The organism is Demequina capsici (assembly GCF_032102965.1).
GTDB classification, from domain to species: Bacteria; Actinomycetota; Actinomycetes; order Actinomycetales; family Demequinaceae; genus Demequina; species Demequina capsici.
In genome coordinates, this window is record NZ_CP134880.1 from 238,774 (window position 1) to 265,581 (window position 26,808).

At 70.2% G+C, this 26,808-nt stretch carries 24 protein-coding genes, 1 pseudogene and 1 riboswitch; of the genes and pseudogenes, 18 read left to right on the forward strand and 7 right to left on the reverse strand.

Annotated elements, in window-relative coordinates:
* The first annotated feature begins 16 nt into the window (after window positions 1–16).
* The 5 genes from RN607_RS01245 to RN607_RS01265 all read left to right on the forward strand — a co-directional run bounded on the left by RN607_RS01245 (window position 17) and on the right by RN607_RS01265 (window position 7,492).
* Window positions 17–361: a hypothetical protein gene (locus RN607_RS01245; protein ID WP_313543802.1), complete on the forward strand. Its 345-nt coding sequence runs from the start codon at window positions 17–19 to the stop codon at window positions 359–361.
* Window positions 362–438: 77 nt separating this feature from the next.
* On the forward strand, window positions 439–1,041 hold the full coding sequence (locus tag RN607_RS01250; protein ID WP_313543803.1) for a hypothetical protein: 603 nt from the start codon (window positions 439–441) through the stop codon (window positions 1,039–1,041).
* A gap of 222 nt (window positions 1,042–1,263) precedes the next feature.
* Window positions 1,264–4,599, forward strand: coding sequence for a glycoside hydrolase family 2 TIM barrel-domain containing protein (locus RN607_RS01255; protein WP_313543805.1), 3,336 nt, complete (start codon window positions 1,264–1,266; stop codon window positions 4,597–4,599).
* Window positions 4,600–4,793: 194 nt separating this feature from the next.
* Window positions 4,794–7,121 (forward strand): phosphoribosylformylglycinamidine synthase subunit PurL, encoded by a 2,328-nt coding sequence (gene purL / locus RN607_RS01260; RefSeq protein WP_313498980.1) that lies wholly within the window; start codon window positions 4,794–4,796, stop codon window positions 7,119–7,121.
* Window positions 7,121–7,492: a sterol carrier family protein gene (locus RN607_RS01265; RefSeq protein WP_313543807.1), complete on the forward strand. Its 372-nt coding sequence runs from the start codon at window positions 7,121–7,123 to the stop codon at window positions 7,490–7,492. Before purL ends, RN607_RS01265 begins: the two co-directional genes overlap by 1 nt.
* Before the next feature lie 200 nt (window positions 7,493–7,692).
* On the opposite strand, the pseudogene RN607_RS01270 reads toward RN607_RS01265, so the two are convergent.
* Window positions 7,693–9,036, reverse strand: a pseudogene (locus tag RN607_RS01270) (DUF222 domain-containing protein); the annotation flags it as partial.
* A gap of 174 nt (window positions 9,037–9,210) precedes the next feature.
* Here RN607_RS01270 and RN607_RS01275 point away from each other — a divergent pair.
* Window positions 9,211–10,284 carry a glycoside hydrolase family 6 protein gene (locus tag RN607_RS01275; protein ID WP_313543809.1) on the forward strand — a complete coding sequence of 358 codons (1,074 nt, stop codon included), beginning with the start codon at window positions 9,211–9,213 and terminating at the stop codon, window positions 10,282–10,284.
* Between the two features lie 78 nt (window positions 10,285–10,362).
* On the opposite strand, the gene RN607_RS01280 is transcribed toward RN607_RS01275, so the two are convergent.
* From RN607_RS01280 to RN607_RS01290, 3 genes are read right to left on the reverse strand one after another with little or no spacing between them, the layout of a single operon-like run.
* Window positions 10,363–10,731 (reverse strand): fluoride efflux transporter FluC, encoded by a 369-nt coding sequence (locus RN607_RS01280; RefSeq protein WP_313543811.1) that lies wholly within the window; start codon window positions 10,729–10,731, stop codon window positions 10,363–10,365.
* Window positions 10,728–11,156 (reverse strand): fluoride efflux transporter FluC, encoded by a 429-nt coding sequence (locus RN607_RS01285; protein ID WP_313543814.1) that lies wholly within the window; start codon window positions 11,154–11,156, stop codon window positions 10,728–10,730. The genes RN607_RS01280 and RN607_RS01285 overlap by 4 nt, the downstream gene beginning before the upstream one ends.
* Window positions 11,153–11,692: a universal stress protein gene (locus tag RN607_RS01290; RefSeq protein ID WP_313543816.1), complete on the reverse strand. Its 540-nt coding sequence runs from the start codon at window positions 11,690–11,692 to the stop codon at window positions 11,153–11,155. Before RN607_RS01290 ends, RN607_RS01285 begins: the two co-directional genes overlap by 4 nt.
* A 42-nt stretch (window positions 11,693–11,734) precedes the next feature.
* A riboswitch (Fluoride riboswitch) is annotated at window positions 11,735–11,811 on the reverse strand.
* 312 nt (window positions 11,812–12,123) lie between these two features.
* Here RN607_RS01290 and RN607_RS01295 point away from each other — a divergent pair.
* From RN607_RS01295 to purM, 6 genes are all read left to right on the forward strand, one after another.
* Window positions 12,124–13,497, forward strand: coding sequence for an ABC transporter substrate-binding protein (locus RN607_RS01295; protein WP_313498993.1), 1,374 nt, complete (start codon window positions 12,124–12,126; stop codon window positions 13,495–13,497).
* A gap of 94 nt (window positions 13,498–13,591) precedes the next feature.
* The gene (locus tag RN607_RS01300; RefSeq protein ID WP_313543818.1) at window positions 13,592–14,656 is read left to right on the forward strand and encodes a carbohydrate ABC transporter permease; all 1,065 of its coding nucleotides are present in this window, start codon (window positions 13,592–13,594) and stop codon (window positions 14,654–14,656) included.
* On the forward strand, window positions 14,656–15,576 hold the full coding sequence (locus RN607_RS01305; RefSeq protein ID WP_313498998.1) for a carbohydrate ABC transporter permease: 921 nt from the start codon (window positions 14,656–14,658) through the stop codon (window positions 15,574–15,576). The genes RN607_RS01300 and RN607_RS01305 overlap by 1 nt, the downstream gene beginning before the upstream one ends.
* Window positions 15,577–15,646: 70 nt before the next feature.
* Window positions 15,647–16,150: a hypothetical protein gene (locus tag RN607_RS01310; RefSeq protein ID WP_313499000.1), complete on the forward strand. Its 504-nt coding sequence runs from the start codon at window positions 15,647–15,649 to the stop codon at window positions 16,148–16,150.
* Window positions 16,147–17,622 (forward strand): amidophosphoribosyltransferase, encoded by a 1,476-nt coding sequence (gene purF, locus RN607_RS01315; RefSeq protein WP_313543820.1) that lies wholly within the window; start codon window positions 16,147–16,149, stop codon window positions 17,620–17,622. The genes RN607_RS01310 and purF overlap by 4 nt, the downstream gene beginning before the upstream one ends.
* On the forward strand, window positions 17,619–18,725 hold the full coding sequence (purM, locus tag RN607_RS01320) for a phosphoribosylformylglycinamidine cyclo-ligase (protein ID WP_313543822.1): 1,107 nt from the start codon (window positions 17,619–17,621) through the stop codon (window positions 18,723–18,725). Before purF ends, purM begins: the two co-directional genes overlap by 4 nt.
* 57 nt (window positions 18,726–18,782) lie before the next feature.
* On the opposite strand, the gene RN607_RS01325 is transcribed toward purM, so the two are convergent.
* Window positions 18,783–18,959 (reverse strand): DUF3073 family protein, encoded by a 177-nt coding sequence (locus RN607_RS01325; protein ID WP_313499006.1) that lies wholly within the window; start codon window positions 18,957–18,959, stop codon window positions 18,783–18,785.
* Between the two features lie 325 nt (window positions 18,960–19,284).
* Here RN607_RS01325 and RN607_RS01330 point away from each other — a divergent pair, with 325 nt between their 5' ends.
* From RN607_RS01330 to RN607_RS01340, 3 genes are all read left to right on the forward strand, one after another.
* Window positions 19,285–19,482 (forward strand): BldC family transcriptional regulator, encoded by a 198-nt coding sequence (locus tag RN607_RS01330; protein WP_313499009.1) that lies wholly within the window; start codon window positions 19,285–19,287, stop codon window positions 19,480–19,482.
* 136 nt (window positions 19,483–19,618) lie between these two features.
* Window positions 19,619–20,215: a methylated-DNA--[protein]-cysteine S-methyltransferase gene (locus tag RN607_RS01335; RefSeq protein WP_313543824.1), complete on the forward strand. Its 597-nt coding sequence runs from the start codon at window positions 19,619–19,621 to the stop codon at window positions 20,213–20,215.
* Window positions 20,212–21,138 carry a DMT family transporter gene (locus RN607_RS01340; protein ID WP_313543826.1) on the forward strand — a complete coding sequence of 309 codons (927 nt, stop codon included), beginning with the start codon at window positions 20,212–20,214 and terminating at the stop codon, window positions 21,136–21,138. The genes RN607_RS01335 and RN607_RS01340 overlap by 4 nt, the downstream gene beginning before the upstream one ends.
* 28 nt (window positions 21,139–21,166) lie before the next feature.
* Here the strand turns inward: RN607_RS01340 and RN607_RS01345 are convergent, their stop codons facing one another.
* The gene (locus RN607_RS01345) at window positions 21,167–21,544 is read right to left on the reverse strand and encodes a phage holin family protein (RefSeq protein WP_313543828.1); all 378 of its coding nucleotides are present in this window, start codon (window positions 21,542–21,544) and stop codon (window positions 21,167–21,169) included.
* 263 nt (window positions 21,545–21,807) lie between these two features.
* Here RN607_RS01345 and RN607_RS01350 point away from each other — a divergent pair, with 263 nt between their 5' ends.
* The 3 genes from RN607_RS01350 (at window position 21,808) to RN607_RS01360 (ending at window position 26,100) form a co-directional block, all read left to right on the forward strand.
* The gene (locus RN607_RS01350) at window positions 21,808–22,968 is read left to right on the forward strand and encodes a pyridoxal phosphate-dependent aminotransferase (RefSeq protein WP_313543831.1); all 1,161 of its coding nucleotides are present in this window, start codon (window positions 21,808–21,810) and stop codon (window positions 22,966–22,968) included.
* 150 nt (window positions 22,969–23,118) lie between these two features.
* The gene (locus RN607_RS01355; RefSeq protein WP_313543833.1) at window positions 23,119–25,116 is read left to right on the forward strand and encodes an amidase; all 1,998 of its coding nucleotides are present in this window, start codon (window positions 23,119–23,121) and stop codon (window positions 25,114–25,116) included.
* Between the two features lie 147 nt (window positions 25,117–25,263).
* Window positions 25,264–26,100: a hypothetical protein gene (locus tag RN607_RS01360; protein ID WP_313543835.1), complete on the forward strand. Its 837-nt coding sequence runs from the start codon at window positions 25,264–25,266 to the stop codon at window positions 26,098–26,100.
* Between the two features lie 26 nt (window positions 26,101–26,126).
* Here RN607_RS01360 and RN607_RS01365 read toward each other — a convergent pair whose 3' ends face one another.
* The gene (locus tag RN607_RS01365) at window positions 26,127–26,762 is read right to left on the reverse strand and encodes a TetR/AcrR family transcriptional regulator (protein WP_313543837.1); all 636 of its coding nucleotides are present in this window, start codon (window positions 26,760–26,762) and stop codon (window positions 26,127–26,129) included.
* Window positions 26,763–26,808 lie beyond the last annotated feature (46 nt).

The following is a 26,808-nucleotide window of genomic DNA, read 5'->3' on the forward strand; positions in this document are numbered from 1 at the left end:
CGGACAAGGGCATCACATGACACAGCATCTTCACTCGACCACCTTCACGATCGGAGGTGTGCATCCGCTGCCTCTCGCGCTCGCGGTGGGGCTCGCGTTGGCGCTTGCGGGTGCTGCCTGGCTGCTGCTCCGTGACCGCGGCGCGAAGGCGCGCGTCCAGCAGGATCAGCCCTCGGCGCCCACGTCGGGCGTGGTGTTCGAGCCGGAGGTGGAGTGGACTCCCGAGGACTCGGAGTCGTTGCGGCAGGCGTTCGAGGGTCGGTCTGCGTCCGCACAGCATGGCGGGGAGCCGGATCGCGATCCGGGAGCCGGTTCCGCGGCTGTGAGCGAGCGCGAGGCGTTCGCCGATCGTGAGGCGTGAACTCGGGGTCGCATCGGGTGCAGAAGCCGCCGTGGTGCGTTCTCATGGAAGGGGCGGAATCTGACGAAGGAAGTGTCATGGCACCTGAGGACGCGCAGGGCGATGATGCTCTGCTGAGCGCGCTCGAGCAGGCGCTCGCGGGCGAGGAGCCGTGGCGGCCCCGCATGGATCCCGTGGCACCCGCGTCAGCCGGTCGGGATGAACCGTCGGTCGGGCGAGAGGTGCCGTCGGTCGGCCGGGACGAGCCGTCGGCAGCGCACGAAGCCGGGCAGGACGGTTCGCGTGCCGGGCGGGAGGTGCCGTCAGAAGGGTCGCGCGCAACATTGGACCGCGCAGCGATGCCATCGCCCGCCTTGCCGGGACGACGCCCGGGTGAGGCGCTCGAGACGCGGACGCACCCCGCGGCCGGAGTCCGTGCATTGGTGCGGGACTGCGGAACCTCGCGCCTCGACGGGCGCACGCACGTGCTCCTGATCTCCGACCAGGCGCCGCTGGTGCTAGGTGGCCTGTTTCCTCGGGTGGCTCCGGCCATCGCGGAGAGGCTTGGCTCCGACGGGTACACCTGGGAGGAGCTGGTGCACCTTCACGTGACGGCGCCGGGACGGGTCTGGGAGGACGTGCTTCGCGTGGCGCGCGACACGCTCGCGCAGCTGGCCGAACCGCAGGCGCGGACCGGCTGACCGGAGCTCCGTAGGCGACGTGGCCCTGAACGGCTGCCCAGGGCGTCTGCCCTGAACCGCGACTTCGCGCCGCATCGCCGCAGCGCACCGCACCGCCGCCACGCGCCCCCTGGCGAGCGGCGCCGGTACTCTGGCACCGCGCCAGGCAGCTCCCCGCCGGGGCTTCCCGCCGGGGCTTCCCGCATCGGCGCGACCACGACCGCCACACACGAGAGCGCCGCCATGAAGACTGGATCCGTCCGAGTCCGCCGTGGCATCGTGCTGGGCGCCGCGATCGCGCTCGTCGCGGGCTTCGTCGCCTTCGTGAGCTGGCCCTCGAGCGCACGGCCATGGGCCGGTACTCCTGAGACGTTCGAGGTGAACCGCCTGCCCAGCACGGCGCGGACCATCCCCGTGGCCGACGCCCAGACGGTCCAGAGCGTCGGCGCGACGGTGGCCGAGAGTCAGTCGCCGTGGCTGATGTCGCTGAACGGCGCGTGGTCGTTCCGCTGGTCCCCTGACGAGGCGTCGGCGTCGCTCGACTTCGTGGATCCGGCGACCGACGTGGACGACTGGGATGTGGTCCAGGTGCCGCATCAGTGGCAGCTCGACGGGTACGGCGACTCCGCGACGGGTGACCTCGCCTACCTCGACACGGTGTACCCGTGGCAAGGATATGAGGACATCGAGCCGCCTGCGACGCCTACCGTGGGTGCCTCCGTCGGCTCGTATCGACGCGAGGTGACCCTCCCCGACGGCTGGTCGGGGCGGCGCACGATCCTCGCGTTCCAGGGTGTGAAGTCGGCGTTCACCGTCTGGGTGAACGGCGTCGAGATCGGGTACAGCGAGGACAGCTACGCGCCCGCCGAGTTCGAGGTCACCGACGCGCTGCATGCGGGCGTGAACACGATCGCGGTGAGGGTCTTCCGCTGGTCGGACGGGTCGTGGCTGGAGAACCAGGACCAGATCGACCTCAGCGGGATCTTCCGCGACGTGGAGATGTACTCGGTGGGCGACGCCCACCTCGAGGACGACACGGTGACGACCGACGTCCACGACGACCTGCAGGGCGCCACGGTCACGACGGTGCTTGACGTGTCGAGGGCGGAGGGCGAGGCCGACGCGGTCCGCGTGACGCTGCTCGATCCCGCCGGTCAGCAGGAGGGCATGACCGAGGTCGTGCTGCCCGCGGGCGGCTCCTCGCCGGTCGAGGCGAGCCTCGAGGTGCCGGATGCGCGGCTGTGGACCGCGGAGACGCCCGATCTGTACACGCTCGTCTACGAGCTCCTGCGCGGTGACGAGGTCCGCGAGACGGTGGCGACGCGCATCGGCATCCGCGAGTTCCAGATCGTGGACGGGCAGATGCGTCTCAACGGTCATGTGCTGGACATCAAGGGCGTGAACCGGGGCGAGATGCAGCCGGACGTGGGGCAGGCGCTCACTGAGGAGCAGATGCGCGCCGACCTGATCGCCATGCGTCAGGCGAACATCACAGCGGTGCGGACGTCGCACTATCCCGCGAGCCCGACCCTGTACCGTCTGGCTGACGAGATCGGCATGTACGTGATGGACGAGGCGAACGTCGAGACGCATGGATTGCGCCCGTTCCCTGAGGGCTCCCCGGAGTGGGACGGGGCCGTGCTGGACCGGATCTCGACCATGTATGAGCGCGACAAGAATCACGCGTCCGTCCTGTGGTGGTCGCTCGGCAACGAGGTGGGCCCCGGCGAGGTTTTCGCGCGAGCCGCCGACTGGCTGCGAGCGACCGATCCGGGTCGGCTGGTGCATTTCCAGGAGGACAGCACGGTCGCTGACATCGATGGCGTCTTCTACCCGACGCTGGACGAGCTCGAGGCCCGTGCGCAGGCGGGGGGCGCTCGCCCGTGGATCATGACCGAGTATCAGATGGCGATGGGCAACTCGGTCGGGGGGATCGAGGACTACTGGAAGGTCGTCGACTCGTCCCCGACCATGCAGGGAGGGTTCGTCTGGGACTGGGCGGACCAGGCGATCCGGCTGCCGGTCGAAGGCGGCGTCGATGGGCTGCCGATCACCGACGACACCGGTGCGACCTACTTCTCGTACGGGGGCGACTGGGGCTCGTACGCGACGTCGGGTGCCTTCGAGCTGAACGGCCTCGTGCTGCCCGACCGCACGCCACAACCCGAGCTTGCGGCGGTTGCGGCGGTGTACGCGCCTGTCGAGCTGGTCGACTCGGACGCCGTGGCGGGCCGTGTGGAGCTTCGCAACGAGAACCTGGTGACTGACCTGGCCGCGTACGACGTGACGTGGACCTTGGAGGCGGACGGCTCGGTGGTGACGGCCGGCACCCTGGACCTGTCCCTCGCTGCGGGCGAGACGGCTTGGGTGGGCCTGCCCGTCTCGGCGGCCGACGCGGTGGTGCGCGGGGCGGAGCACGTCGTCACGCTCGAGTTCCGTCTGAAGGGGGCGACGGCGTGGGCAGATGCCGGCTTCAGGGTGGCGGCGTTGCAGGTGGCGTTGCCCACCTCGGCGGACGCGTCGGTGGACGCATCGTCGGGCGCGGCGGCGCCAGGGGATCCGGTCTCAGGGGATGCCGACGAGGCCGGGAGGACCGGGAGCGTCGGGGCCGCGGGGACCGAGCCGCGCGTCGATTCGGGCGCGGGGACGGATTCGCCGGGGGCCCTTCAGGTGCGTCGCTCAGGAGGGTCGGTCACTGTGACGGGAGACTCGGTGGCCGTCGCGGTGGACGAGTCGACGGGCGCGCTCGTCTCGTACGAGGTGGACGGGCGGGAGCTCCTGGCCGGCGCCTCCGCTGCGGACTTCTGGCGGGCGACCACGCAGAACGACGAGTGGAACGGCCTTGCCTCGGCGGCGCGACAGTGGCGGAGCGCAGGCGCGAACCTCGATGTGGGGGACGTGCGCGTGTCCCGCGGCGCGGCCGGCTCGGTGATCGTGACCGTGGAGGCGCAGGTGCCGGTTGACGGCGACCCTGCCTACCGCGTCGTCTACGCGGTGCAGCCGGACGGTGCCGTGGTGGTGGACGTATCGCTGGGTGCGGCGGACACGGCTGCGGAGCTCCCGGCGATGGGCGTGGAGCTGCTGGTCGACCCGACGCTGACGGATCTCACCTGGTTCGGGGATGGACCGGGCGAGTCCTGGTCGGATCGCACGGTGGGCACCCTCCTTGGAACGTGGTCCTCGACGGTGGCGGACCAGCTGTTCCCCCAGGTGGTGCCGCAGGCGACGGGCAACCACACCGGGGTCCGATGGATCTCGTTGACCGATGCGTCGGGCACGGGCCTGCAGGTGGTGTCGCTCGGAGGCCCGCTGCAGGCGGCGGCGCTGCCTGTGAGCGAGGCGGCCATCGAGGCGGCCGCGCATCCGTACCAGCTGGTGCTCGACGACGCAGCGGTTCATCTCACGATCGACGCCGTGCAGCAGGGCGTCGGCTTCAGCTGGGGTCCGCGGGCGGTGCCGTCGGGCACGGTCGCCGCGAATGAGGCGCATGCGGTGCGCTGGGTGCTGCGCGGCGTGACAGCAGCCGACGACCGGGCGGCGGAAGCACGGGCGGCCCGGACGGCGCACGCGGTCGACTGATCGGGCGCGCCATCGTGCAGCCCGCCTCGGGGGCATGCGAGCGCCACGACCGCGCCAGGTCCCCGGCCGCGGGCACGCCGGCTTCCCGACGGACCGGGCTGCGGTGGCCATGCACGCTCTGCGCTCGGAGTCCTGCACGCGCGCGGGTACCCTGGTTCGGTAATCCATCGCCGGACTTTCCCGTGAGGACATCCATGACCGACACCACCACGCCCGCCGCGCCCGCGCACGTGCCCGACACCGTCGAGAACGCCGCCGCGACGCCGGACCAGGAGATGCCCTGGGCCGAGCTGGGCCTGAAGGCGGACGAGTACGACCGCATCGTCGCACTGCTCGACCGTCGACCCACAGCGGCGGAGCTCGCGATGTACTCCGTCATGTGGTCGGAGCACTGCAGCTACAAGTCCTCCAAGGTGCACCTCAAGCAGTTCGGTGAGAAGACCACCGACGACATGAGGAAGCACCTCATGGTCGGCATCGGCGAGAACGCCGGTGTCGTGGACATCGGCGACGGCTGGGCCGTGACCTTCAAGGTCGAGTCCCACAACCATCCGTCCTATGTGGAGCCCTACCAGGGCGCCGCGACCGGCGTGGGCGGCATCGTCCGCGACATCCTCGCGATGGGCGCGCGCCCGGTGGCCGTCATGGATGAGCTGCGTTTCGGCGAGATCGACCACCCTGACACCGCCCGCGTCGTCCATGGCGTCGTGTCCGGCGTCGGTGGTTACGGCAACTCGCTGGGCCTGCCCAACGTGGGCGGCGGCGTCGTGTTCGACTCCTGCTATCAGGGCAATCCGCTGGTCAACGCGCTCTGCGTGGGTGTGATGAGGCACGAGGACATCCACCTGGCCTCCGCCGAGGGCGTGGGCAACAAGGTGGTGCTGTTCGGTGCGCGCACCGGCGGCGACGGCATCGGTGGAGCCTCGATCCTCGCGTCGGAGACGTTCGAGGATGGTGTCCCCGCCAAGCGCCCGTCCGTGCAGGTGGGCGACCCGTTCATGGAGAAGGTGCTCATCGAGTGCTGCTTGGAGCTGTTCGCGGCGGACGTGGTGAAGGGCATCCAGGACCTGGGCGCTGCGGGCATCTCCTGCGCCACGTCGGAGCTCGCCTCCAACGGATCGGGCGGCATGCATGTGTGGCTGGACGACGTCCTGCTGCGTGACCCGACGCTGAACGCGGGCGAGATCCTGATGTCGGAGTCGCAGGAGCGGATGATGGCGGTCGTCGAGCCTTCGAAGCTCGAGGAGTTCCTCGCGATCACCGGCAAGTGGGACATCGAGACCGCTGTGGTCGGCGAGGTCAACGACTCCGGTCGCCTCACCATCGATCACCACGGTCAGCGGATCGTCGATGTGGACCCTCGCACGGTCGCGCACGAGGGACCGACCTATCACCGTCCTTACGCACGTCCGGCCTGGATGGACGGCCTTCAGGCCGACCATGCGCCGTCGCTTCCCGAGGACCCCGACGAGCTGCGTGCGGCCGCGGTCGAGCTGCTCGCGTCGCCGAACCTGGCGGACCGCAGCTGGGTGACCAGCCAGTACGACCGCTATGTGCAGGGCAACACCAAGATGGCACGCCCCGACACGACGGGCGTGATCCGCGTGGACGAGTCGACGGGCCGCGGCGTCGCGATCGCCACCCGTTCCAACGACCGCTTCACCAAGCTGGACCCGTACGCGGGCGCGGGCCAGTCGCTCGCTGCCGCGTATCGTGCGGTCGCGATCGCTGGTGCGACGCCCGTGGCGGTCACGGACGGGCTCAACTTCGGCTCGCCTGAGGATCCGGATTCGATGTGGCAGTTCGCGGAGGCCATCCGAGGGTTGGCCGATGCGTGCCAGACGCTCGGCGTCCCGGTCACGGGTGGCAACGTGTCGCTCTACAACGGCACGGGCGAACCCGGCCGGATCGACTCGTCGATCAACCCGACGGCGATCGTCGGGGTGCTGGGCGTGTTCGACGACGTCACGCGCGCCACCCCGTCGGGCTGGCGCGAGGGCGGGCAGGTGCTGTACCTGCTGGGCACCACGCGTGACGAGCTCGACGGCTCGCAGTTCGCGGCGCTTCAGGGCCACTTGGGCGGTCTGCCGCCTGTAGTCGACTTCGAGGCGGAGAAGGTGCTGGCGGAGGTGCTGGTCGCCGCTTCTCGGGACGGCCTGATCGACGCCGCGCGTGACGTGAGCGAGGGTGGCCTCCTTGCTGCGGCATCGCTCGGCGCCCTCCGCTACGGGGTGGGTGCGCGCATCGTCGTGGACGAGATCTGCAAGCGTGACGGCATCACCGCCGCCCAGGCGCTGCTCAGCGAATCCCAGGGCCGCGCACTGGTCGCCGTGCCGCGTACCGAGGAGCCGCGCTTCACCGCGATGCTGGAGGCACGCGGCGTTCCGGCGCTTCGTGTGGGCGTCACGTATGACCACGAGGCGAGCTCGGAGGCAGCGCTTGAGTTCCAGGGCCTGTTCGCGCTCCCGCTGGCGGAGCTGGAGCAGGTCTGGGCTGAGACGATCCCGTCCCGTTTCGCCTGATGGTCCCGCGCCGGCGCATCCCGGTGGCTGCTGGTAGGGCTGCCGTGGCTGCTTGGCGTGCGGCTGCGGATGAGGGCTCTGACGTTGAGCGCGTGACGACGGCGACGGCGGTGCGGTTCCTGCTCGAGGAGCTCTCGGTGCGCGCTCCCGGCCGTTCGGTCGAGGTGCGCGTGCCGCCGTTCGGTGCTGTCCAGTGCATCGAGGGGACGACTCATACTCGTGGCACTCCTCCTGCGGTGATCGAGACGGACGCGGCGACGTGGTTGTCGCTCGCGACCGGCGCGCTCGTATGGTCCGACGCGCTGGCCGATGGTCGGTTGCAGGCCTCGGGCGAGCGCACCGACCTCACTGCGCTGCTGCCGTTGGTGTGACCTTGCTTCGTCGCGCGCGGCTCCTTCGCGGCGGTGTCGATGCGTGCACGTCCGCCGAGTCGGGGCGTGCGGCTCGGGTCGATCCGCCTTGGTGGGATCAGCCACACCCTGGTGCCGCGTGCCTCGATGCTCCACCCGTCCCTGTGCACGTCGTGATGGCAGCGCACGCAGAGCAGCACGCCGTTGGAGAGGTCTGTGCGACCGGAGTCTCGCTCCCACCATCGGACGTGGTGGGCTTCGCACCAGTCGGGCGGCGCGTGGCACTTCGCACAACCTCCGTCGCGTTCGACGAGCGCGAGCCGTTGGGCCTGGGTGAACAGCCGTCGCCGGCGGCCCCAGTCGAGGATCTCGCCCTCGCCGCCGAGCACTGCGGGGATGACCTCAGCGTCGGCCGCGAGCCGGCGTGCGGTGGCCACGCTGACGGGTGTCGGCATGCCGTCGATGGCGGCCGTCCCTTCGCCGTTCGAAAGATCGTCGAGCGTGAGGCGCACGACCACAGTGGTCTTCACTCCTGCGTGGGTCGACTCGCAACCCTGCGCATGCCGTGCCAGCCAGGTGAGTGCGTCGGCACGGAGCTGACCGGCTGAGGGCGCGATCGCGACGCCTTGCCCACGGCTCCGCCGCTCGTCTCGAGCCATCTGAAAGGCGTTGCGGACGAACGCATCGATCATCGCGCGTACTGGCGCGGCGGCACCCGGGTCGAGGCGTGCGGTGAGCAGCATCGACCCGTCCGCTTCGTGCTTCATCGACAGGAATCGCTCGTGGTGCGCGCGTTCCTCGCGGCGCTCGAGCTCGCGCGGGTCCATGCGCGCTTCAGCGAAGGCGACCATGCGCCGCACCTGCGGAAGCGGGAGCCCGACAGCCTTGGTCACCATGTCGCGCTCGGCCTGCGCGAGGTCCTCGGGATCGACCGCGCGGACGACACGGTCCAAGGCCCCTGCCAGAAGCGCACCTGCGTCGACCGAGAGGTGCCCGCGCGAGAGCGCCTCTGCCAGGAAAGGGAGGATCGGCGCTGCGTCGTGGTTCGCGCGGTCGCCGTCGTGTTGCCGGCTCGCGGCACCAGGATCGTCGGCCCGGTCACCGGCCCGGTCACCCGCCCGGTCATCTGCCGCGTCGCTGGCCCCGACCTCGGTCCCGGCCAAGGCTCGTCTCTGGGCACGTGCGGCGTCGGCCACGACCTTGCCCACGCGCGCGAGTCGTCCTGCCTCCGCCGTCGTTCCACCGGAGACCGACGCGACGAGAGCGTCGGGCGAGCGGAATCCCTCCCGCCGCGCCAGCTCGACCGCGCCGTGGGTCGGCTTCGAGCGGCGGGTCACCTCTGCTGCGAGGCGGGCCGCGACCACGTCCCATTCGCGGCGCACGGCGAAGACCTCGCGTTGAAGCGCCAGGAGGTCGGCTCGAGGCAGTGACTGCGCCTCATCGGCGAGCGCGCGAACGGCCGCGATCGCGGCGCGGACGTCGGTCAATTCGCTCATGGGTACATTCGACCATCGAGGTCTGACAATTCGGACAAAACGGCGGCGCGCCTTGGAGGTGAGGTTCATGGCACCGCGTGGGCCGAGTGCGCGCCCGGGTGCACCGCCCAGTTCCAGCCACGATCCCCCCGCGTCGGTCCACCCGCAGTGATGCTGTGCACGGCGTCGGCGTCGGCGCCCGCGTCAGGCCCATGTGCCACGATGGTGGCGCGCGGTCGGGGGCGGCTGCTGGAAGGGGAACCGATGAGGCGTGTCGCCATGCTGGCTGCCGCCGTCGCTGCAGCAGCCACGGTCAGCGCCTGCGCGGGCGTCGCGGCAGAACCGTCGCCCGGCTCGAGCATTCCCGCAGCGACGACGTCGGCGGTGGTGGCGTCCGGGGGTGCGGATTCGGCGTCGCCCCAGGTCTCGGTGCGTGCCGACGCGGGCGCGAACGTCGGCACCGGCACCGGCACCGGCACCGGCACGGCGGCCCAGCCGACCTCCTTCTACGACGCCGCGAACCAGGCCGACGTCGCGTACCAGCAGGCGAAGGACCAGGGCCGGGAGGCCGATGCCGCGTTGCTGGAGCGCATCGCGTCCCAGCCGGCGGCCACGTGGCTGGGCGAGTGGAGCGGCGACGTCGCAGGCACGGTGCGCACGATCACGCACGACGCCGCGGCCGCCGATCAGATCGCGCTGCTCGTCGTCTACGACATCCCTGGCCGCGACTGCGGCCTCTACAGCGCGGGAGGTGCCGCGCAGGGTGAATACCTGGCCTGGGTGGGCCAGGTGGCCTCCGGGATCGCGGACGACGCGACCGTCTGGGTCATCCTGGAGCCCGACGCGCTCGCGCAGATGGGCGACTGCGACGGTCAGGGTGACCGTGCTGCGCTCCTGGCGGGAGCGGCGCGAACCCTGGATGACGCCGGAGCAGAGGTCTTCCTCGACGCCGGCCATGCGGGCTGGAACAGCGCGGCGGACACGGCTGCTCGGATCGAGCAGGTCGGCACGCAGCATCTGGCGGGCTTCGCGACGAACACGTCGAACTATGACGACACGTCCGCCGAGCAGGCGTGGGCCGACCAGGTCGCCTCGGCTGTGGGACTGCCCTACGTGGTCGACACGTCGCGGAACGGCAACGGCTCCACCGGCGAGTGGTGCAATCCGAGGGGTCGTGCATTGGGCCAGAACCCCGGGCTGACGGGACGGGCGACCGGGATGATCGCGACCGTGTGGGCCAAGGTCCCGGGCGAGTCCGACGGCACGTGCAACGGTGGCCCCGCAGCGGGCCAGTGGTGGGATGAGATGGCCCTGGAGCTGGCGCGCGATGCCTCGTGACCGTGTGGTTCGTCCGTGTGGTTCGTCCGCGTGGGACGCGCCCGCGCCGCCCTGTCCGTCACCGCGCAGACCCGACCGTTACAGCGCCGACCCGATCGCCATCCCAAGCGCTGCGGCCGCCACTCCCGCAACGACCATGCCCAGGCACTGTGCGGCGGCCAGCCCCCATTCGCCCGCGCGCATGAGCCGCACGGTCTCCACGAGTGCGGTGCTGAACGTGGAGTACCCGCCGGCGAAGCCGGTGCCGAGCACGGCGAGCACCGCATCGGGTGCCGAATGGGAGGAGACCACTCCCGCGAGCACGCCGAGGAACAGGCAGGCCGTGACGTTGACGACGAACGTGCCCCAGGGGAAGCGGCTGCGGTTCACGTGGCCGACGCCGGTGTCGGCCCAGTAGCGAGCCGCGCCTCCGAGGCCTCCGGCGATCGCGGTGAGCAGCAGCGTCATGACGCCACCGCCTGGCGCGACGCGGGCCGGGGCAAGCGCCCGCCGACCCAGAGTCCCGCTCCGGCGCAGACGATGCCGACGAGCAGGCTGCCGAGCGCGTAGCCGAGTCCGACCGCCGCGTGCCCGCCTTCGAGCAGCCGCGTCGTCTCCAAGGCGAACGAGGAGTAGGTGGTGAAGCCGCCCATCACCCCTGTGCCGATCCCCATGCGCGCAAGGCGCCAGCTGCCGGTGTCCCCGATGCGGGCGATCCATTCGACGAGGACTCCGAGCAGGAACGCTCCGACCGCGTTGGCGATGAGGGTGGCCCACGGCACTCCGCTTGAAGCGGTGGGCAGGGCGTGGCCCAGGGTGGCGCGACCGGTGGTTCCCACGGCGGCGCCGACGATCACTGCCGCGGTGACGACCGCGGGGTGGTTGGCCCTCACCGGACCACCGGGTCCTTCCAGTCGACGACGCTGAGCGGGACGGTGACGACGGGGCGGTGCTGGTGCTGGGACAGGTGGGTGCTGAGGGTTCCTTCGAGAGTGTGCCTGACCTGGTCGACCCAGCCGTCGGCGTAGGTGCCCACCACGATCATCGAGGCGTCGACTGCGCGCGCCAGGTGGGTGAGCGCCCGATCGGGGCGGCCGGCGAGGTAGTGGAGCTCCCAGGGCACACGGCTGTGGGGCAGGAGGGTGTCCAGCCGGGTGGCGAGCGCGTCGCGTCGCTCGCTCCACTCGGCGTCGTCGGCGTCGGTGTCGAGTGCGGCGTGGACGACGCGTCCGTCGGGCCGTTCCTCGACGATGACCCGCGTGGGGTCCACGTAGGCGAAGCAGATCCGGGTGGCGCCGAGCGCCAACGCGAGGCCTTCGGCGGCATGGACAAGCACGGGTGAGGCGTCGGGCAGCACTCCGACGACGAGCGGCTGCTCGCGGAAGGCGGGGAGTCGGGAGACGCTGGGCTGTGGGGGCGTGCGGTCCATGGCCGGGTCCCTTCCCGGGCAGGCGCGGCCTGCCCGTGGCTTCACGGTGCAGGAGCCATCAGCCGGTCTCGGCGGTTCGGAGGTGCGGCCTCCTGGCGGGTTCCATCGCCGATGCCGACCCTACACCGCGACGGCGTGGAGCCGGTCGTGGTGGAGGGTCCGTCGACAGGTGCGGCGTGAGGCGTCTGGATACCTCCTGGTAGACAACCGGTTTCCCGACGCTTGTCGCCTAGGACCTAGGTCACGCAGGGGTAACGATTGGTCATGTGAGCGCGCACAGCGGTTGCCGTGCGTCGTCCTTGCCTCTACCTTGAATGTAAGCGTTTGCGTCGATGGTGATGCGGAACCACGTCTCCAGTGGCGCGAGCGTCTGTGCCGCTCGTCCAGGGGTAGCGGCACTCAGCAGTGCTACTCAATGAAGAGGAGACACAGTGAACATCAAGGGACGCTATCTGGCTCCAGCCGCCGCCACAGCGGTTGCGGGCCTCGTCCTTGCAGGATGCTCGTCGAGCGGCGAGCCGACCACCTCCGACACCGCCAGCTCCAGCGGCGACGTCATGGCGGGCTGCGAGGACTACGCCGCGTACGGCACCTTCGACAGCGGCACGGTCGAGGTCTACACGACGATCACCGGTGTCGAGCTCGGCCAGCTCGAGGACACCTTCACCGACTTCCAGAAGTGCACGGGCGTCACCGTGAACGTCGTCAGCTCGGACCAGTTCGAGACCGAGATCAACATCCGCATCTCCGGCGGCAACCCGCCCGACCTCGCGATCATCCCGCAGCCGGGCCTGCTCCAGACGGTCGTCGGCACCGGGTCCGTCGTGGCGGCACCGGCGTCGGTCGAGGCGAATGTCGACCAGTTCTGGTCCGCGGACTGGAAGAAGTACGGCACCGTCGGCCAGACGTTCTACGCCGCGCCCCTCATGGCGTCGGTCAAGGGCTGGATCTGGTACTCCCCGACCGAGTTCGCGGCCAACGGCTACACCGTCCCCACCACGTGGGACGAGCTCATGACCCTCACCCAGACCATGGCCGACAACGGCGGCACCGGTGACAACTACAAGCCGTGGTGCATCGGCTTCGAGTCCGGAACCGCGACCGGCTGGCCGGGCACGGACTGGATCGAGGACATCGTCCTGCGCGAGTCCGGCACCGACGTCTACGACAGCTGGGTCGCCGGCGACACCAAGTTCTCGTCGCCCGAGATCAAGTCGGCGTTCGAGAAGTTCGGCGCGGTCGCGCTCAACCCCGACTACGTCAACGGCGGCCTCGGCGGCGTCTCGTCGATCGTGGACACCTCCTTCCAGGAGGCCGGTCTGCCGATCCTCGACGGTTCCTGCTCGCTGCACCACCAGGCCTCGTTCTACGAGGCACAGTGGCCCGAGGGCACCACGGTGGCGCCCGACGGTGACGTGTGGGCGTTCCTCACCCCGCCGATGAACGAAGGCGACCCTGCTGCCGTCACCGGTGGCGGCGAGTTCGTGGCCGCGTTCAACGACAACCCGCAGACCGCGGCGGTGCAGACCTTCATGTCCTCCGACCTGTGGGCCAACATCCGCGTCTCCGAGGGTGGCGTGATCTCGGCCAACAAGGGTCTCGACCCCACGAACGCGTCCAGCGCGATCGGTCAGGAGGCCATCAAGATCCTGCAGGACGACAGCACCGTGTTCCGCTTCGACGGCTCCGACCTCATGCCGTCGGCTGTCGGCGCGTCCGCATTCTGGACGGAGATCACCAACTACGTCCAGGGCAAGGACCTCGACACGGTCCTCGCGGACATCGACGCGGCCTGGCCGCAGTAAGCCCAGGTAGTGCACGCTCGGCCGGGACCCGCGCCATGCGGGCCCCGGCCGAGCGATCCGCGCAGACGTTCGTTCGAGGGAGAAGAGGTCACCCATGGCCGGGTTCCATGAGGGCTGGCAGGCCCTACCGCAGTCCGGGCTCGACGCCCAGTTCTGGTCGACCCAGGGGAGCAACCTGCTCCTGGCGGCCGTCGCGATCGTCGCGTTCATCGCGGTGGTCGCGCTCGTCATGTTCGGCGCCGACCTGGTCAAGGGGCGCATCCGGGACAAGGTCCAGCTCGTCGCGCTGATCACGCCGGTCCTGCTGCTCCTCGCGATCGGCCTGGTGTACCCGGCGATCGACACCGTCTGGCTGTCGTTCACCGAGATCGTGAAGCAGCCCGACCCGGTCACCGGCATCAACACGGAGGTCACCAACTTCGTCGGCCTGTCCAACTACACGTACGCGTTCACCGACCCGACGATGCTGCGGACCATCATCAACACGGTGGTCTGGATCATCCTGGTGCCGCTGCTGTCCACCGGCGTCGGCCTCGCGTACGCGGTCTTCATCGACCGTGCCAAGGGTGAGAAGACGCTGAAGTCGCTGGTGTTCATGCCCATGGCGATCTCGTTCGTCGGTGCCTCCGTCATCTGGGGCTCGATCATGTACGACTACAACGAGACCGGGTCCCAGACCGGCATGCTGAACGCCGTGCTGGGCGTCTTCGGCATCGGTCCCATCAACTTCCTGGCCACCGAGCCGTGGAACACGTTCTTCCTGATCGTCATCCTCACGTGGATCCAGACCGGCTTCGCCATGGTGATCATCTCCGCCGCCATCAAGGGTGTGCCGCCGGAGATCAACGAAGCGGCGTCGCTCGACGGCGCGAACGCGTGGCAGCGCTTCTGGTCCATCACGATCCCGTCCATCCGGGGCACGCTCGTGGTGGTGCTCACCACCATCACGATCGCCACCCTCAAGGTCTACGACATCGTGCGCACGCTCACCCAGGGCCGGTACAACACGGACGTGGTGGCGAACAAGATGTACGTCCTGTCGTTCGTCGAGCAACGCGAGCCGCTCGGCGCGGCGCTCGCCGTGATCCTGTTCATATTCGTCATCCCGGTCGTGATCTACAACGTGCGATCGCTCCAGAAGGTGAAGGAGACCCGCTGATGACCGCTCCAGTGATGACCGACCAGCTCGCGTCGCCCAAGAAGACCAAGGCCGCGGAGGCCAAGGAGAACCTCACCTCCAAGTGGGCCACGGCCGCCGCGATCATCATCGCCGCGCTGTGGACCATCCCCACCATCGGCCTGTTCATGACGTCGCTCGTCCCGGGCGACCTCTACCGGACAGAGTCGTGGTGGAACGTCGCGCTCGACGGCAAGCTCACGTTCGAGAACTTCGGCTACGTGCTGTTCAGCTCGTTCGGCGACAGCTCCAGCGCCCCGCCGCTGCTGGGGAATCTCATCAACGCGATCGTCGTCACCGTGCCCACCACGGTGTTCCCCCTGGTGATCGGCCTCATGGCAGCGTATGCGTTCGCGTGGATCCCGTTCAGGGGCTCGAACTTCCTGTTCGTGTTCATCTTCGCGCTGCAGGTGGTGCCGCTCCAGCTGGCGCTCATCCCGCTGCTGAAGATCCTGGGCCCGCAAGGGATCGGGATCGCCGGACAGTTCCCCGGCGTCTGGGTGGCGCACACGATCTTCGCGATGCCGTTGGCGGTCTTCCTGCTGCACAACTTCATCGCGCAGATCCCCAGCGACATCATCGAGGCGTCCCGCGTGGACGGTGCGAGCCACACCCAGATCTTCTTCAGGATCATCATCCCGCTGTCGCTGCCCGCGCTCGCGTCGCTGGCGATCTTCCAGTTCCTGTGGGTGTGGAACGACCTGCTCGTCTCGGCGGTCTTCGGAAGCATCAAGACCTACACGCTCACCTACCCGATCTCGAACCTGGCGGGCAACTACGGCGCCACCGCATACCTGGTGCCGGCAGCCGCGTTCGTGTCGATGGTGATCCCGCTGATCGTCTTCTTCTCGCTGCAGCGCTACTTCGTCCGCGGCCTGCTGGCCGGCTCCACGAAGGGCTGAGGGGGAGGAAGGTGGCCCCGGCGCGCGGAGGGACGTGCCGGGGCCACCGCACACCGCCTAGACTTGCCACGTGAGCGACGCCCCCCGCCCTGAGGACGCCACCGCTGCGGATGACGTGCACGTCACCCAGCCCGGCGACGTTCCCACCGACGCACCCACGACCGACGAGCTTGCCGACGCGGTCCCGGCCGTCGTGCGGCACGCTCCTCGCTTCGCGCGGATCCTCGTGACCGGCGCGGGCACGCCCGCGGCGGTCGGCTTCCTGCTCGGCGCGCTGCTTCCCAACGCCGTCATCTCCGGACGCATCGTGAGCGGGCTGCTCGTGGCGCTCGGCTTCGGCGTCATCGGCGGCGTGATCTCGGGCGTCTTCGTGGCGACCGCCGATCAGCGGGCCTCCGCCAAGGCGGACGCCGCGAAGCAGCAGATCCTCGAGTCCGACCCGGCGGTCAACCCCTTCCTGCCCACGTCGTCCCCGGACGACGACGGCCAGGCCACGCCCGTCGCCAGCCAGGCGTCGGCATCGTTCGGACCGGACGACGCGTCCGTCACCCCCGAAGAAGGAGAGGCCCGATGAGGCGCGGCGGCGACGGACGGCTCAACCATGACCTGATGCCCGACGAGAAGGGCCCTCAGGACGCGTGCGGCGTGTTCGGCGTGTACGCGCCGCATGAGGAGGTCGCGAAGCTGTCCTACTTCGGGCTGTACGCGCTCCAGCACCGTGGTCAGGAGTCCGCAGGCATCGCCACGTCGGATGGCGAGAAGATCCTGGTGTTCAAGGACATGGGCCTGGTCTCCCAGGTGTTCGACGAGGCGGCGCTTGAGGCGCTGACCGGTCACATCGCGGTGGGCCACGCACGCTACTCGACGACCGGAGCCTCCGTGTGGGCCAACGCGCAGCCCACGCTGGGACCCACCGCGAACGGCACCGTCGCGCTCGGCCACAACGGCAACCTGACGAACACCCAGGAGCTCATCGACCTCCTCGTCGAGCGAGAGGGCTATCCCAAGCGGCTGGACCTCAAGGGCGGCAAGTGCACCGACACGGCCATCGTGACCGCGCTGCTCGGTGGCGAGGGCTCGTCGCTCGCCGAGGTCGCGCTCGAGCTCCTGCCGCATCTGCAGGGCGCCTACTCGTTCGTGTTCATGGACGAGACGACGCTGTACGCCGCCCGCGACCCGCAGGGCGTGCGCCCGCTGGTGCTGGGCGAGCTGCCCAGCGGCGGCTGGGTGGTCGCGTCGGAGACCGCCGCGCTCGACATCGTCGGCGCGGTGCTCGTCCGCGAGGTCGAGCCTGGCGAGTTCCTCACGATCGACGGCTCCGGCGTGCACTCGCAGCGCTTCGCCGAGCCTGAGCCCAAGGGCTGCGTCTTCGAGTACGTGTACCTGGCGCGCCCCGACACCTCGATCGCCGGCCGCTCCGTGCAGGCCGCGCGGCTGGAGATGGGACGCCAGCTGGCTCGCGAGCACCCCGTCGAGGCGGATCTGGTGATCCCCACGCCCGAGTCCGGCACCCCGGCCGCCGTGGGCTACGCCCAGCAGTCGGGCATCCCCTTCGGCCAGGGCCTCGTGAAGAACTCGTACGTGGGCCGCACCTTCATCCAGCCGTCGCAGACGCTCCGCCAGCTGGGCATCCGGCTGAAGCTCAACCCTCTGCGCGAGGTCATCGAGGGCAAGCGCCTCGTGGTGGTCGACGACTCGATCGTGCGCGGCAACACGCAGCGCGCCATCGTGCAGATGCTGCGCGACGCGGGTGCCGCCGAGGTTCACGTGCGCATCTCGTCGCCGCCGGTGCAGTGGCCCTGCTTCTACGGAATCGACTTCCCCACCCGCACCGAGCTGGCCGCCGTCGGCCACACGGTCGACGAGGTGTGCGCCCAGCTCGGTGCCGACTCGTTGGGTCACATCTCGCTCGAGGGCATGGTGCAGGCGACCCAGCAGGCCGAGTCGCGACTGTGCACCGCCTGCTTCACCGGCGAGTACCCGATCGCACCGCCCGTCGATGCCCGTCATCTGCTGCTCCAGCAGCGCGAGGAGGTCGCCGGATGAGCGAGCCGATCACGTACGCGGGCGCCGGTGTCGACACCGAGGCCGGCGACAAGGCGGTCGAGCTGATGAAGTCGGCCGTCGCACGCACCCACGGACCCGAGGTGCTGGGCGGCATCGGCGCGTTCGCCGGCCTGTTCGATGCCTCCGCGCTCAAGGCCTACAGGCGCCCTCTGCTCGCCTCGTCCACCGATGGCGTCGGCACGAAGATCGTCATCGCCCGGCAGCTGGGCGTGCACGACACGATCGGCAAGGACCTCGTGGCGATGGTCGTGGATGACATCGTCGTCTGCGGCGCCAAGCCGCTCGTCATGACCGACTACATCGCGTGCGGCAAGGTGGTGCCCGAGCGCATCGCAGACATCGTGCGCGGCATCGCGGAGGGCTGTGAGATCGCAGGCACCGCGCTCGTCGGTGGCGAGACCGCCGAGCATCCCGGCGTCATGGAGCCCGACGACTACGACGTGGCCGGCGCTGCGATCGGAGTCGTCGAGGCCGACGCGCTGCTGGGCCCGGACCGGGTCGCGGCGGGCGACGTCGTGGTGGCCATGGCGTCGTCCGGGCTGCACAGCAACGGCTACTCGCTCGTGCGCCGGGTCGCCGAGCACGCCGGCTGGTCGCTCGACAACCACGTGGACGACCTGGGGCGCACGGTGGGCCAGGAGCTGCTGGAGCCCACGCGGATCTACGCCTCGCTGTGCGTGGACCTCGCCGCACGCTTCGGCGGCCTGCATGCGCTGTCGCACGTCACCGGCGGTGGGCTCGCGGCGAACGTCGCGCGCATCATCCCTGCCGGGCTGGCGGCCTCGGTGGCCCGCGACTCCTGGACCCTGCCGCCTGTGTTCGCGCTCGTGCAGAAGGCGGGCGCCGTGCCGTGGCACGACCTCGAGTCGACTCTGAACATGGGCGTCGGCATGGTCGCGATCGTCGCCGCCGAGGATGCGGACGCGCTGATCGCGGCCTCAGCCGCGGGCGGCGTGCCGGCGTGGGTGCTCGGCGAGATCGCGATCGATGACGGCAGGATCGCCTCTCCGGACACCGTCCGGGGCGCCAAGGGCGTCACCGGCGGCGCGGTGAACCTGGGCGGCGCCTACCGGTTGGGCTGAGATCGGCGGACAGCACAAGGACCCGGGCGCTGCCCGGGTCCATGCTGCAGGTGAAGGTCAGTCCTCGTCGTCAGACCAGCGGTCCCGGTACTCATCGGAGTCGTCCGTGGCAGGCTGCTGGCGGCTGCCTGCCATGAGCTCCCGCTCCAGGTCCCTCAGATCTGAGGTGTGGTTCGTGTACTTCAGCTGACGCGCGATCTTCGCGTCCTTAGCCTTCTGACGGCCGCGCCCCATGTCGCCGCCCCTTCCACCGTCTCGGGCGCGCCTCTTCGGCGGGCCCTGCGTGTCGAGTTCTCCCATACTTTACAACGCGCTGTCACCCCGCCGCGACTATCCCAGGCAGCGGACCCGTCGGCGCGCCTGCCGAGGAGCCTCGTGCGCGTCGTGCACGCCCTGGCGGAAGCTCCGAGAAGCGCTGCCGGGGGTGCGTCCGGTAAGTCCCTCTGAGGCATATCCGACCAATTTTCACGTTTCGCGTCATGATGGACATGTCAGGCCCTCTCACAGTGTGCAACCCCACCTCCAGGGGGTCCGACGATGACTGAGGGATAGGGAAATGATGGCTGACACGATTCACGAGCCGGAGAAGCTGCTGACGCCTAGCGAGGTGGCAGCGATCTTCCGGGTCGACCCCAAGACTGTGACCCGCTGGGCGAAGGTGGGCAAGCTCTCCTCGATCCGCACGCTGGGCGGTCACCGCCGCTTCCGTGAGGCTGAGGTGCAGGCGCTGCTGACGCAGGCTCGCGAGCAGGGCTAGCCGATCCCGGCGGGGTGCCGGCGCGATCACGCACCGGCACCTGCTGCTGTCCGCGGAGCCCGGACCATGCCCGGTCGAGCCATCAGGAACCACATGGCGATGACTGGCACGGGCTCGGCGATCTAGCCTTCTGTCCATGACAGAGTCCCCGCTGCATGGAGCGACCGTCGACACCCCCTGGGGTGCGCTGCGGATGCTCGCGACCCCTGAGGACGGTGTGGTGCGGGCAGCCGGCCTCGACGAGGACGACCGCGACCTGGTGCGCAGGCTCCCGCCGGTGCATGCCGGCAGGCCGATCGTCGACGCGCCGCTCGCCGACGCCGTCGGCGCGGTCGTGGCGTGGCTCGAGGGCGATGCGGATGCTCTGCTCAGCGTGGCCGTCGAGCAGCCTGGCGGGGAGTTCTTCCAAGACGTGTGGCGCACCTTGCGCACCGTCCCCGCAGGCGAGCCGGTGTCGTATCAGGAGCTGGCTGCGGCGGCGGGCCGTCCCCGGGCGATGCGCGCGGTGGGAACCGCATGCGCGCGTAATGCTGTCGCGATCCTGGTGCCCTGCCACCGGGTGATCCGTGCAGGCGGCAGGCTCGGCTCGTACGGCTTCGGCGGCGTGGGGATCAAGGCCGCCATGCTGGCTCACGAGGCCGGCGTGCCGGTGGGGCGTCTGCCCCTCATCGAGGCGTCCGCGCGGGAGGACGACCTCGCACCCACCCTCGGCACCGTCACGGATCTCACGTGACCGCCGCACACCCACGCGCGTGGGTGCCTCTCGTCGCGTTGATCGCGCTCGGCTGGGGTTCGTCGTTCCTGTTCATCGAGCTGGCGCTCGAGTCCTTCGCGCCCAGCCAGGTGGGCTTCGGTCGCCTGGCCGTGGGCGGCGTGATCCTGTGGGCGCTCGTGGGGTTCCAGCGGCGCCGACCTCGCTTGAGCCTCAGGGACGTGGGGGCGGTGGCGATCGTCGGCGTGTTCATGTCGGGCATCCCGTTGATCCTGATCCCGATGGCGCAGCAGCACCTGACGTCCATCCTGGCGAGCCTGCTGAACGCGACCACGCCGCTGTGGACCGCCTTCTTCGTGGCCCTGCTGATCCCGGCGGAGCGGATCACCCGGCCGCAGCTGGTGGGCCTGCTGATCGGCGTGGCAGGCATCGCCGTGCTGGTGGGGGCCTGGAACGTCGCGGACTTCTCCCTGGCAGGCGTGGCGCTGATGCTGGCCGCCACGGCCTGCTACGGCATCGGCAGCACGCTGTCGCGACGCGTGATGGCGCGCGTGGACGAGTCGCACACGGTGCTGTCCGCCACGCAGATCGGCCTCAGCGCCGTGATGCTCGCGCCGTTCGCGCTCGCTGCGGGCGCTCCGGAGCGGGGCGCCTTCAGCCTGAGCCAGCCCGCGCTGTGGGGGATCCTCGGCCTGGGCGTGCTGGGCACGTCGTACGCATACGTGCTGTTCTGGCGGGTGGTGAAGCTGGCCGGAGCCACCGTGGCGTCGTCCACCACGTACCTGGTGCCGGTGGTGGCCACCGTGCTGGGCGTCGTGGTGCTGGGGGAGACGCTGTCGTGGAACGAGGTGGCCGGGGCGGGCATCGTCCTGGTGGGCGTCTGGCTTGCGAGCAGGAGGCCCCGCCTCGCGACGCCGGCGGCTGAGGCGGTCGCTCAGGACTGAGCCGTGTCCTGTGCGGCGCGGGGGAGGGTCACTCCCAGTTGAACATCTTCTTCACGTTCTCCACCGACTCGGTGGGCGTGAGGTCCTTGTTCTTCTTGATCTTCGACACGCCGACGCCTGCCAGGATCGCCATGATCAGCAGCACGACGACGCCGAGCGCCAGGGCGGACAGCCACACGGGCCACACGACGGAGAGACCGGCGACGGCGGCGGTGAGCAGCAGCGGCACCGCGAAGAAGCCGAGCATCGCGGCCGTGGCGACGAGCGCGCTGCCGATGCCGATCTGCTTCAGCTTGCCTTCGACCTCCGCCTTGGCGCGGTCGAACTCGATCTTCAGCATCGCCTGGTAGCGGCCGACGACACCCGACAGCAGTGCGGTGGCGGCGGACTTGGCGAAAGACGACATCGGTGGCTCCCCTGTTTCGGATAGTCCTAGTACATCGTCTATCGGCGTCAGGTCGCAAACGCGTGAGGCCGACGGCGGCGTCCGGCCCGCGGACGAGCGTCGCAGATCGCCTCGTCCCGGTCCACCGGACCTCGAGGTGGCACCGTTCCGTGACGGCCTCTGGCGGGCCCTCGCGGCGGCCTGCGACCATGGTGCGCAGTGCGAGGAGGCCGGGACGGCCGCGCGCGTCGCTCCCAGGCATCGCCGATCGACTGGAGTGAGCCATGCCGAGAGTCGCCCTGTCCGCAGATGCCGTGCAGCCGTCGGGGATCCGTCGTGTCATGGAGGCCGCGTGGGCCACGGGCAAGCCGTTCGTAGGGATGCACGTGGGGGAGCCGAGCTTCCGGCCAGCGGCGCATGTGCTGGAGGCGGCCGGCGAGGCATATGCGCGTGGGCTGACGCAGTACTCGGCGAACGCCGGCATCCCTGAGCTGCGTGCAGCGCTGGTGGACAAGGTGGCGCGGGTCAACGGCATCGAGGCTGGAGCGGACCAGGTCGTGGTGACGGCCGGGGGCGCGGAGGCGCTGCTGCTGGCGTACGCGACCATCCTGGACGCGGGCGATGAGGTGCTGATCCCGGACCCGGGCTGGCCCAACTATGCGATGGCGATGACGATGCTCGACTGCGTCGCCGTGCCGTACCGTCTGGCGCCTGAGCATGCGTTCGTGCCCCAGGTGGAGGCGCTCGAGGCGCTGGTCACCGAGCGCACGCGCGCGATCCTGGTCAACAGTCCGTCGAACCCTCTGGGCACCGTGCTCGACGCGCAGACCCTCGAGGCGTTGGTGCGGTTCGCGGAGCGGCATGACATCTGGCTGATCTCCGACGAGTGCTACGACGAGCTCACCTACGGGGTGCCGCACGTCTCGCCTGCCGTCTTCGACACGGCCGGGGTGGTGATCTCCGTCTTCTCGTTCTCCAAGACATATGCCATGACGGGGGTGCGCGTGGGCTATCTGGTGGGGCCGCGCGCGCTCGCGGCGGCGGCGGGCAAGCTCCAGGAGCCCGTGGTGTCGTGCGTGAACACGCCCGCCCAGCATGCGGCCGTCGCCGCGCTCACGGGGCCCCAGGACCACGTGGAGCAGATGCGGGCGGCGTACGAGCGGCGTCGGGATCTCGCCATGGACGCGCTGGACCGCCTGGGCATCCCTTACGTGCGCCCTGAGGGTGCCTTCTATCTCTGGGTCGATGTGCGCGCCTTGTGCGGGGACACGCCCGTGGACGAATGGGCGCTTCGCCTGCTCGGTGAGCAGGCCGTCGCGGTGGGTCCGGGGCAGACGTTCGGGGCCTCGGGCGAGGGCTGGGTGCGCCTGTCGCTCGCGGCCGATGAGGCGGATGTGCTGGCTGGGATCGCGGGCATCGGCCGCATGCGAGGCGCCGGTCGCTGACCGTCTCGTGTCAGTGCATGAATGCCGGATCTCGGCCGGATCTGACTGTCATGCACTGCCAGGACGCGTCGCCCGCCGTAACCTCCCCGCAAACAGCGCGGTCTACGGTGAGTGCTCTCACCCGCACTGGGACCAAGGAGCGCTGGGATCGTGACGAGCTTCGACATCGTGGAGATGGGCCTCGAGCAGATGCGCGCGGCGCTCGAGTCGGGTCAGGTCACCAGCGTCGACCTGGTGTGCGCGTATCTCAACCGCATCGCCTATTACGACCGCACCGGACCGTGCCTGCATGCGATGGCGGTGCTGAATCCTCACGTGCTCACCGATGCGGCCGAGTCGGACGCGCGCCGCGCCCGCGGTGAGGCGGGGGTGCTCGAGGGCATCCCGTTCACCATCAAGGACAGCTACAAGGCGAAGGGCCTGACGGTCGCGTCGGGCAGCCCGGCGCTGAAGGACCTGGTGGCGACGGAGGATGCGGCGAGCGTCGCCCTGCTCAGGCAGGCCGGCGCGGTGCTGATCGGCAAGACGAACATGCCGCCCATGGCCGCAGGCGGCATCCAGCCGGGCGTCTACGGCTATGCGCGCAGCCCCTACAACCCTGACTACATCACGGCGGCGTACGGTTCCGGCTCCTCGAACGGGTCGGGCACGTCGACGGCGGCGAGCATGGCGGCCTTCGGCATGGCGGAGGAGACCGTGTCGTCGGGACGCTCGCCGGCGTCGAACAACGCGCTCGTGGCCTACACGCCGTCGCGCGGCCTGATCTCGATCCGTGGCAACTGGCCGCTGAGACCCACGTGCGACGTGGTGGTCCCTCATACGCGGACCGTGACGGACCTGATGATCCTGCTGGACGTGCTGATCGCCGATGACCCGGACACCTCCGGCGACTTCTGGCGCCAGCAGTCGGTGGTGCCGCTTCCCAGGCCCGAGGACGTTGTCACCAAGCCGATGCTCCGCGAGCGGCCCGCGCGGCTGGACGGCGTCCGCATCGGAGTGCCCAGGATCTTCATCGGTGAGGACGACGCGCCGCTCGAGCCTCCCGTCATCCGGCCGAGCGTGCGGAGACTGTGGGACCAGGCGGCCGACGATCTGCGTGCCCTGGGCGCCGAGGTGGTGGAGGTCGCGTTCCCGGCCTGGGAGAACTATGAGGAGGACCGGCCCGGGGCGCTGGGGCTCGCGGCCCGTGGGCTGGTCCCCGCGAACTGGCGGACGATGGAGGGCGGCCCGGTCACCGCGATGGTGCTGGACCAGTTCCTGCGCGTCAACGGCGATCCGGACCTCGCTACCTGGGCCGACGTGGACGGCGACTCGGTCTTCCCCGTGGAGGACGCGCTGTGGCCGGTCTGGATCACGCGGGCGCGCGGCGGCTTCGACTGGCAGCGGCTGGCGGAGATGGTGAAGGCCGGCGTCCCGTCCTCGTACGACGAGGTGCCAGGCTTCGACCAGCTGCTCACCGGCCTCGAGGAGGCCCGCAAGCAGGACTTCGAGCGGTGGATGGCGGACGAGGGCCTGGACCTGATCGTCTTCCCCGCCGCCGGTGACGTGGGCCGCGACGATCTGTTCACGCGATCGGAGAGCCTGGCCGACGCCTCGCGCAACGGCGTCGTCTACTCCAACGGCAATCGCGTGATCCGCCACCTGGGCATCCCTACCGTGACCGTGCCGATGGGCTTCATGAGCGACACCCAGATGCCTGTGGGGCTCACCTTCGCCGGGCCCGCGTACAGCGACGACGCGCTGATCGACCGCGCGTACGCCTATGAGCAGGCGACCAGGCGTCGGCTGCCCGCATTCCTCACGCCCAGCCTGCCGAGCGACGTGATCTCCGGCCGCGTCGGGGACGGGGCCGTCACCCCCGTCACGGCCGATGCGGGGTCGTGGCCGGGCGCCCGGTCGGGGGCCGCGCACGCGGTCGTCGTCGCGAAGGGCGAGGCGTTCTGGGAGGTCACGGTGACCGTCGACGGAGGCTCCGCCGCGACGCAGGTGTGGGCCGACGGGCACATCCTGAGCGCTGTGGAGGGGGAGGCGGGCACGTTCGCGGGCCGCGTCTCGCTCCGCCGCGAACGGCTCTTCGAGGAGATCCTCGTGCTCGTGAAGGTGAGCCGCGGCGCCGCTGCGTACAGCCTGACGCCGCTTCCCGCCTAGCTCCGGCGGGCATCGCGCGAACCGGTCGGTGATGTTCGGTGGCTCTTGTGTGCGGCTGTTACCGGGGGATATGTTCGGTTCAGGACTGCGGGCCAGGCGTCAGGCATGGCGCACCAGGGGGGAAACCGCGGGCCCCAGGGGGAGGACATGCGGGTCTGGATGCGCTTCTGCGTTGCCATCGGCTTCGGAACGCTGGTGCTTGCGGGCTGCGGGACGGAGTCCGACGCGATAGGGGACAGCTCAGAGCCGACTGCAGCGTCGGCCAACCCGAGCGCGAGCGTGAGCCCCAGCGCCGAGGACCTCGCGGGGAGCGCCACGCAGGAACCGTCCGGCGCAGCCTCGCCCGGGCAGTCGTCGGTCGAGGCCGCGGCGCTGTCGCCTGACTGCACTGCGGCGGACTACACGGAGAACGACATCTACGCCAGCCCCGACGACTGCGCCTTCATCGCGATGACGGTGACGATCACCCCGAGCCTCGCAGCTGCGTACGGTGAGACGGACTGGGCGTGGGCGGACCCGCTGTTCGAGGCGAGCGACTGGTACTCCTTCTACGGAGCGAAGACTCCGCAGGAGGTCGTCGACGCGGTGGCTCGCGAGCTCGACTCGAGGATCCAGGATGGCGAGGTCGACCTCGATCGGGAGCTCTCTGACGGCACCTACCTGTCCGACTACTACTCCGCGGAGGAGTTGGTTCCTTCCCTGACGCTTGACGGCGACATCGCGACACTGGCGAGCGGCGTGCTCGAAGCGCCCTTCTTCGTGGCGACCATCGCGGATCCCACGCTCGACGGTGACGTCCTCACGTTGCACATCTCGGCGTCCGATCTCGGAGCCGACCGGCTGGTTCTGCGGCTGCCTGCCGACGTGGTCGATACCAACGGCGCGGTGGACGGGAGGACGGTCATCTGGGACGACCCTCCGGAGACGATGGTCGTGAGCTTCGCCGGCGTCTCGGGGGATGCGCTGGTGGCGATCACGCCGTGAGGATCGCCCCGTCGCGCGGTGTGCCGCTACAGGCCGATGTCCGCGTAGCGGCGCAGCTGGTCGCGCACCGCGGCCACGAGGTCCACCGAGTCGGGGTCGAGCAGCCATTGCGGGTCCAGCCCGTCGCGCAGGCCGGCGATCTGGCCGGCGGCGAGCGGGATGTCCTCGCGAGGGATGCGGAGCAGGCCTCGCGACGCGAGGTCCTCGAGCGCGGCGGTCGCGTGCCCGCGCACCTCGGAGTACCAGCGGCGCATGTAGCCGTGCGCGGGGTGCGTGGGTGAGAGCGCCTCGGCGGCGATCATGCGGAACATGCGGGTCTCGGGGGCGTCGACGCCTCGGCTCGCGTCGCGAGCGGCGAGCGCCACGAAGCCTCGCATGAACGTCGCGCCGTCGCCGGCGTCCAGCTCGAACTCGTCGCCGGCGCGGTGGACAGCTCGGTCGAGCACCGCCTCGAGCAGCGCGGTCTTGTCAGGGAAGTGGTGGAGGACGCCGGTGTGGGACAGGTGCGCGCGGGCGGCGACGTCGCGGATCGAGGTGCCGTTGAAGCCCTTGTCGGAGAATGCCTCGACCGCGGCGTCGAGGATCTGCTCGCGGCGCAGCGCGGACGCGGCGGCCTGCCGGCTCTCACGGCGGCGCACCGTCACGTCGTCTGTCAGTGGCATCCCTACCTCCTCGGATCCACCCTAATGGCCGGGTGGGCGCACGTCG